This window comes from Blastococcus carthaginiensis, assembly GCF_030731085.1.
GTDB lineage: Bacteria > Actinomycetota > Actinomycetes > Mycobacteriales > Geodermatophilaceae > Blastococcus > Blastococcus carthaginiensis.
This window is the reverse complement of the sequence record NZ_JASNFN010000015.1, coordinates 1-6,872: the sequence shown is the minus strand read 5'-3', so window position 1 is coordinate 6,872 and position 6,872 is coordinate 1. Positions and strand designations below refer to the sequence as shown.

6 protein-coding genes are annotated in these 6,872 nt (G+C 72.6%); 1 reads left to right on the top strand and 5 read right to left on the bottom strand.

The window, feature by feature from the left end:
- Positions 1–97 precede the first annotated feature (97 nt).
- From QOZ88_RS14000 to QOZ88_RS13980, 5 genes are all read right to left on the bottom strand, one after another.
- A complete protein-coding gene (locus QOZ88_RS14000) occupies positions 98–1,426 on the bottom strand; it encodes an ABC transporter substrate-binding protein (protein WP_306000360.1) in 1,329 nt (442 codons plus the stop codon).
- Positions 1,427–1,556: 130 nt separating this feature from the next.
- Positions 1,557–2,747, bottom strand: a complete 1,191-nt coding sequence (locus tag QOZ88_RS13995) for a branched-chain amino acid ABC transporter permease (RefSeq protein WP_306000359.1) — start codon at positions 2,745–2,747, stop codon at positions 1,557–1,559.
- A 2-nt stretch (positions 2,748–2,749) separates the two neighbouring features.
- Positions 2,750–3,634, bottom strand: a complete 885-nt coding sequence (locus tag QOZ88_RS13990; protein ID WP_306000358.1) for a branched-chain amino acid ABC transporter permease — start codon at positions 3,632–3,634, stop codon at positions 2,750–2,752.
- A 31-nt stretch (positions 3,635–3,665) separates the two neighbouring features.
- Complete coding sequence (locus QOZ88_RS13985; protein WP_306000357.1) at positions 3,666–4,442, bottom strand: ABC transporter ATP-binding protein; 777 nt, start codon at positions 4,440–4,442, stop codon at positions 3,666–3,668.
- Complete coding sequence (locus QOZ88_RS13980) at positions 4,435–5,298, bottom strand: ABC transporter ATP-binding protein (RefSeq protein ID WP_306000356.1); 864 nt, start codon at positions 5,296–5,298, stop codon at positions 4,435–4,437. Before QOZ88_RS13980 ends, QOZ88_RS13985 begins: the two co-directional genes overlap by 8 nt.
- A gap of 316 nt (positions 5,299–5,614) precedes the next feature.
- Between QOZ88_RS13980 and QOZ88_RS13975 the strand changes: the two genes are divergently transcribed.
- Positions 5,615–6,835 (top strand): PucR family transcriptional regulator, encoded by a 1,221-nt coding sequence (locus QOZ88_RS13975; RefSeq protein WP_306000355.1) that lies wholly within the window; start codon positions 5,615–5,617, stop codon positions 6,833–6,835.
- Positions 6,836–6,872 lie beyond the last annotated feature (37 nt).

The following is a 6,872-nucleotide window of genomic DNA, read 5'->3' as shown; positions in this document are numbered from 1 at the left end:
GGGGTTTGTTGGCGGCGCGCGCCGCCCCGCCCGCCCCCCCCCCCCCCCCCCCCCCCCCCCCCCCCCCCCGCCGGTGGTGGTGCGAAGGATCAGCCGATCAGCCGGCCGGCTCCTCCTCGGGGATCGCGTCCGCCGGCGGGGTGGCCTCCTCGCCGGTGTACTCCTCGATCGGAGCGTCACCGACGTCGGTCACGAGGACCGGGGTCAGGTTCTCCGCACCGCCGTCGGGGGTGATCCGGCTCAGCGACATGCCGCTGATGCCGAGGTGGCTCTCCTCCGAGTAGCGGAACGGCGCCAGGCCGGGGCCCTGCCAGTCCTCGCCGACCTGCTCGACGATCTCGATGAAGTCGTCGCGCGTGGGGTTCCGCCCGGCCGCCTGCAGCGCCTGCACCATGGTGTAGGCCTGCGCCATGCCGTAGATGCGGTAGTTGGTGAGCTCGCCCTCGCCACCGCACTCGTCCCAGATCCGCTGGAACTCGTTCACCCAGGGGTTGTCGGTCTCGTCGACCGTCGGCAGGTAGTCGGTGGTGATGGCACCGGCCAGCAGGCTGGCGTCGCTCACCGCACCCTGGGAGAAGTTGTTCAGCAGCCGCCCGACCAGCGCCGGGTCCGACCCGACGTTGGAGTAGAACCACTGCTCCGGCTGGAAGCCCAGCTGCGCCGCGGCCAGCTGCGACAGCGCCGTGTAGCTGGGCACGGTGAAGCCGACGACGACGTCGGCGCCGGCCGCCTGGAGCGCGGCGATCTGCGGGCCGATGTTGGTGTTGCCCGGGACGTAGCGCTCGACGGCGACGATCTGGTCGTCCGACAGGTACTGCCGCAGGCCGGCCTCGCCGTCCTCACCGAAGTCGTCGTCCTGCAGGAAGAGGCCGACGTTGGCGTCCGGGAAGTTCTCGGCGATGTACTGGCCGATGATCTTCCCCTCGCTCATGTAGTCGGTCTGCCAGCCGAACGTGTACGGGTACTCGTCGGGCTGGGTGCCCCACAGCAGCGAGCCGGACGCCACGAACATGTCCGGCACGCCCTCGGCGTTGAGGAACTCGAGGACCGCGCTGTGCGTCGGGGTCCCGAGGCCGCCCATGATCGCGAAGACCTCGTCCTCGAGGACCAGCTGGTTGACCACCTGGGCGGTCTGGGTGGGGTTGTAGGCGTCGTCGCGGTAGATCCACTCGATCTCGCGGTCGTAGATCCCGCCCGCCTGGTTGACGCAGTCGAAGTAGGCCTCGACGCCGGTGGGGATCTCGCTGTAGCCGGGGGCGGCCACACCGGTCAGCGGGTAGTGCGAGCCGAGCCGGATGGTGTCCTCGGTGATGCCGATGTCGGAGGCCTCGTTCTCGCCATCGGCGCTGGCGCTGACATCACCGCCGTCGTCGCCGCCACCGCCGCCGCAGGCGGCGAGGGTGGCGAGCATGGAGGCGGCAGCCATCGTGGACAGAAGCCGTCGGGAGGATCTGGACAACGGTTCTCCTCTGGTGCGACCCGGGCTCAGTGCCCGGGTGGTCTGGGGGTGCTGGGGAGGGAGGTACGGCCGGTACCGGCGGGTGGTTCGGTCGTCCTCACCTCCCGCTTCCGGCGGCGGCACCGGAGGTCGCGGCCTGCTGGGCCGCGATCTGCCGCTTGGCCTTGCGGGTCAGCCAGCGCATCTTGATCGTGCCGACGAAGCCGGCCGGGGCGAAGATCATCACCACGATCAGCACCACGCCGTAGACGAACGGCGCCAGCTGGGCGGCCTCGGTGTTGTTCAGCCCGAAGTCGGCACCCAGGTTCGTGACGAACGGCGGCAGGAAGACCAGCAGCGCCGAGCCGAGCAGCGCGCCGAGCAGGCTGCCGAGGCCGCCGATCACGATCGCGGTGAGCAGGGACAGCGACAGCACGATGGTGAAGCCGCTGGGTGCGGCCAGCCGGACGACGATCGCCAGCACCGCACCGGCCAGGCCGGCGGCCGCGGCGCTGACCACGAAGGCCAGCACCCGCCAGGCGCCGAGGTTGATGCCGGCCAGCTCGGCGGCGACCTCCTGGTCGCGCACCGCCCGCCAGGTGCGCCCGATCCGGCTGCGGACCAGGTTCGCCAGCAGGAAGTAGGTGAGCAGCAGGCAGAGGACGCCGATGTAGGCCAGCCACTTGGTGTTCGACGCGTTGTTGCCCGACACGAACCCGATGAACGCGTCGAACGACTCCGGCGCGCGGGGCGCGTTCACCCGCAGGCCCTGCTCACCGCCGAGCCAGTCGTGGAAGTAGATGGCCAGGCCGGGGATGCCGACCGCCAGTGCCAACGTCGCGCCGGCCAGGTACGGACCGTGCAGACGGGCGGCTGCGACGCCGACCAGAGCGCCCACGAGAGCGGCGACCACCACGGCGGCCAGGAAGATGATCGCCAGCGGCAGCGGCTCCTCGGCGTCGAGGAACAGCGCCGTGGTGTAGGCGCCGACCGCCATCAGCGCGCCGTGGCCGAGCGAGATCTGGCCGTTCATGCCGGTGAGCACGGTGAGGCCGCCGGCGGCGATGGCGTAGTAGCTCAGCTGCGCGATCTGGGAGTTGGTGAAGGGGTCGGTCACCTCCAGGATCACGACCGCCGCGACGGCCGCGAGGAGGAGCACCAGCAGGTGCCGCAGCGCCGTGGACTGCGGCAGGAACGTCCGGCCGGTGCGGGCCGCCGCCGAGGGGGCGTCGCCCGCGACCGTGGTCTCGCCGGGAGCCTGGGACGCGGCCTTGCCCGGGGCGTCTTCGGGGGTTCGCAATTCGCTCATCGTCATGCCCTCCGTGCCACGGTGCTGGAGAAGAGACCGCCTGGGCGCACGAGCAGCACCACCATGAGGATCACCAGCGCCGCGACGTTGACCAGCGCGCTGCCTCGCTCGACGTAGCCGCTCACGTAGCTCAGCGCCAGGCCGAGGAGGAGCCCGCCGACGATCGCGCCGACGGGGGAGTCCAGCCCGCCGAGCACCGCGGCGACGAAGCCGAAGATGATCAGGCTGTCCATGTAGGCCGGCCAGACGAACTCGCCGCCGGCGATGAGGATCCCGGACAGCGCACCGACCACCGCGGCCAGCGCCCAGCCCAGCGTCAGCATCCGGCCCACCCGGACCCCGAGCAGGCGGGCGACCTCCTGCCCGAAGGCGGAGGCCCGCATCGCCAGGCCGACGCGGGTGAACCGGAACATCGCCACGAGCAGCGCCATCGTGATGACGACCGCGACGGCGACGAAGATGCTGTTGGGCGTCAGCGCGATCGTGGTGCCGCCGATCTCGAGCCCGCGCAGCCCGAACGGGGCCGGGAAGCTCTGGAACGACGAGCCGAACAGGATCGCGATCAGCGCCTGGATCGCGACGAACAGGCCGAGGGTCACGATGACCGCGTTGAGCTCGGGCCCGCCCTCGACCGGCCGGATGATCACCCGCTCGACGAGCGCGCCGATCAGGAAGCCGGCGACCAGTGCGGCGGCGAAACCGACCCAGTAGGAGGAACCGCCCTGGATGAGGCTCAGGGCGATGAAGCTGGTGAGGGCGGCCATCGCGCCCTGGGCGAAGTTGACGATCCGGGTGGACCGCCAGATCAGCACCAGGGCGAGTGCGAAGGCGGCGTAGATGGTGCCTTCGATCAGCCCGGTGATGGTGACGTTCACGAAATAGGTCACGACGATGCGTCTTCCTGACTCTGCGGGCGGCTCAGAAGCCGAGGTAGGCGTGCCGGAGCTGCTCGTCGGCCATCAACGTGCGCGCGTCGTCGGTGACGACGACCCGGCCGAGGTTGAGGACGACGCCGATGTCGGCGACCGACAGGGCGCTGCGGGCGTTCTGCTCGACGAGCAGGACCGACAGGCCCTCGCTGTCGACCAGCTGGCGCAGCAGCCCGAAGATCTGCGCGACGATCCGCGGTGCCAGGCCGAGCGAGGGCTCGTCGAGCAGCAGGACCCGCGGCCGGGCCAGCAGCGCCCGCCCGATGACGAGCATCTGCCGCTCACCGCCGGACAGCGTGTGCGCGTGGTTGTCGCGCCGCTCGGCGATCCGCGGGAAGAGGTCGTAGACCCGGTCGAACTCGTCCTTCCCCACCTTGCCGCGGAACAGGGAGCCGACCCGCAGGTTCTCGTCGACGGTGAGCTCGGCGATCACGCCGCGGCCCTCCGGGACGTGCGACATGCCCTTGGCCACCATCGACTCGACGGGGGCCTTGGTGATGTCCTCGCCGTCGAGCCGTACCCGGCCGCCGGTCGGGCGCACCAGGCCGCTGATCGTGCGCAGCAGAGTGGTCTTGCCGGCGCCGTTGGCCCCGAGGACGGCGGTGATCCGGCCGGTCTCGGCGCGCAGCGTGACGCCGTCGAGCGCACGGACCGAGCCGTACGCGGCGCTGAGGTCCTCGACCTCGAGCAGCGCGTTCCCCGTCGCCCCGCCGGTGCCCGGGGACGCGGATGCCGCGGTGGCGCCGTGCGCACGGGTGTCAGCCACGGGTCGCCCCTCCTTCGAACGTGGTCGCGTGGGTCGGCTCGGCCTCGACGGCGTCGCCCAGGTACGCCTCGGTCACCGCAGGGTCGGCCTGCACCTCCGCGGGCGTGCCGGCGGCGATCTGCACCCCCGAGTCGAGGACGGTGATCCGGTCGCACACCCGCATGACCAGGTCCATGTGGTGCTCGACCAGCAGCACGCTCATCCGGTCGGACAGCCCGCGCACCAGGTCGCCGAGCTCGTTCATCTCCTCCTCGGACAAGCCGCTGGCCGGCTCGTCGAGCAGCAGCAGGTCGGGGTCGGCGACGAGCGCGCGGGCCAGGGCGACCCGCTTCTGCACCGGGTAGGGCAGCGAGCCCGGGTAGCGGCCGGCGTACTGCTCGGCGTCGAGCTCGGCCAGCGCCGCCATCGCTCGCTCGCGCAGCCGGCGCTCGTCGCGGTCGGAGGTGGGCAGGGCGACCAGCGCGGAGAAGAAGCCGGCCTTGGCGTGCCGGTGCGCGCCGACCATCACGTTCTCGAGGACGGTCATCAGCGGGAACAGCCCGACGCCCTGGAGGGTGCGGGCGATGCCCAGGCGGGTCAGCTGGGCCGGCTTGAGCCGGCGCAGCTCGTCGCCGCGCCAGACGATCCGGCCCTCGGTGGGGCGGACCAGGCCGCAGGCGACGTTGAACAGCGTCGTCTTGCCGGCGCCGTTGGGGCCGATGAGGCCGTGCACCTGGCCCGGCTCGACGGTCAGGGACACGTCGGTCAGGGCCAGCACGCCGCCGAAGGCGACGCTGATCCCGGTCATCTCGAGCCGGGCGGTGGGCGGTGATTCGGTCGTTCGCTGGCTGCCGGCTGGCTGCGCCAAGGGGCCCACTGCTCCTCTGCGTCGGCGAGGCCGCCGTCCGGGACGCCGGACGGCGGCATTCTGGGTTGGGAAGTACGTCCCGCTGAGACTGCCCGCCGGTGTCCCCGGTCACAATGGGCGGACCGCACAGCGATCCCCGGGTCGGGTTGTGCTGTGCGTCGGACCTCGCCGGACGTAGCTGTTCGCCCCCGGGCGGGCCTCGATTGGGTCACGACTGGATGACGCCGACTCTTCCGCGCTGTGCGCGCACTCACAATGGGCGCAGCGCACAGTTGCGTGCCCGCCGTGTTGTGCTGTCAGCGGTGCGTCAGGAGGAGGTGATCGCGTGCAACCCTTCCGCCCCGAGGTGGCGACGAGGCTCGCTGAGCTGGCGCCGCGACTGCTGGAGCAGCTCGATGCGATGACCGATCGCATGGTCGACGTGCTGGTGCGCACCGAGCCCGCCTACCGGGAGCTGGTCGAGGAGTCCGAGCAGGACCTGCGGGACTCCACCCGGTCGAACCTCGAGGGCGGGCTGCGCTCGCTGATGGCCGCCGCCGCGGGCAGCGGGACCCCGCACCTGGCCTCGGCCCGGGCGGTGGGTGCGCGGCGGGCCGCCCAGGGGCTGCCCCTGGAGGCGGTGCTCCGGGCCTACCGGCTGGGCGGGCAGGTGACCTGGGAGACGCTGCTGGCGGTCTCCCGCGACGGCACCGCGCACCACGACACGCTCCTGCTCGAGGTGGCCGGGTCGGTCTGGCGGACCAACGACGCCGAGTGCGCCGCCCTGGCCGAGGGCTACCGGCTGGAGCAGCGGCGCCTGGAGGGTGTCGACGAGCGGACCCGCCAGCAGGCGCTCGACGGGCTGCTGGACGGCCGGGGCAGCGACCCGGCGTTCGTGCGGGCCGCCGCGGAGATCCTGGGCGTCCCGCTGGACGGGCGGCTCATGGCGGTCGTGGCGCTGCCGGGGCCCGACGGCGTCCCGGCGCTGCGCTCGCCCGGGGACGCGCTGCTCAAGCGGGGGGTGCGCTCGACGTGGGGCGTGCGCGGCGACGCGCAGGTGGGGCTCGTCGGGCTGGGTGCCACCCGACCCGGTGACCTGCTGGCCCTGCTGCGGGGGACGGCGCACGGCCCGGTCGGCGTGTCCGACGTCGTGGACGGTGCGCCGGCGGTCGGCACGGCCTACCGGCTGGCCGAGACCGCGGTACGCACGCTCCCGGCAGGGGTGAGCTGCGTGGTGAGCATCGACGACCGGCTCCCCGAGGCGCTGCTGAGAAACTCGCCCGAGATCAGCTCCCGGCTCGTGGGCCAGTCGCTCGGCGGGTTGCTGGAGCTGCCCGAGGACGAGCGCGCCGTGCTGCTGGACACCCTCGCGGCCTTCCTCGCCACCGACGGCTCGCCGACGCGGGCCGCGGACGCCCTGTACTGCCACCGGAACACCGTGATGCACCGGCTCCGGCGCATCGAGTCGGTGACGGGCCGCAAGGTGACCGACCCGCGGTCGCGGCTGCTCTGGCAGCTGGCGCTGCTGGGCGCCGAGCACGCCCAGCCCGCCCGCCGCTCCGCATAGGCGCCATCCGCCGCAGGACCGAGGACCCTCTGCGGGC

Bases quoted from the DNA above. Each gene is read 5' to 3' on its own strand.
- QOZ88_RS14000 (WP_306000360.1), bottom strand. From the start codon at position 1,426: ATGGCTGCCGCCTCCATGCTCGCCACCCTCGCCGCCTGCGGCGGCGGT.
- QOZ88_RS13995 (WP_306000359.1), bottom strand. From the start codon at position 2,747: ATGAGCGAATTGCGAACCCCCGAAGACGCCCCGGGCAAGGCCGCGTCC.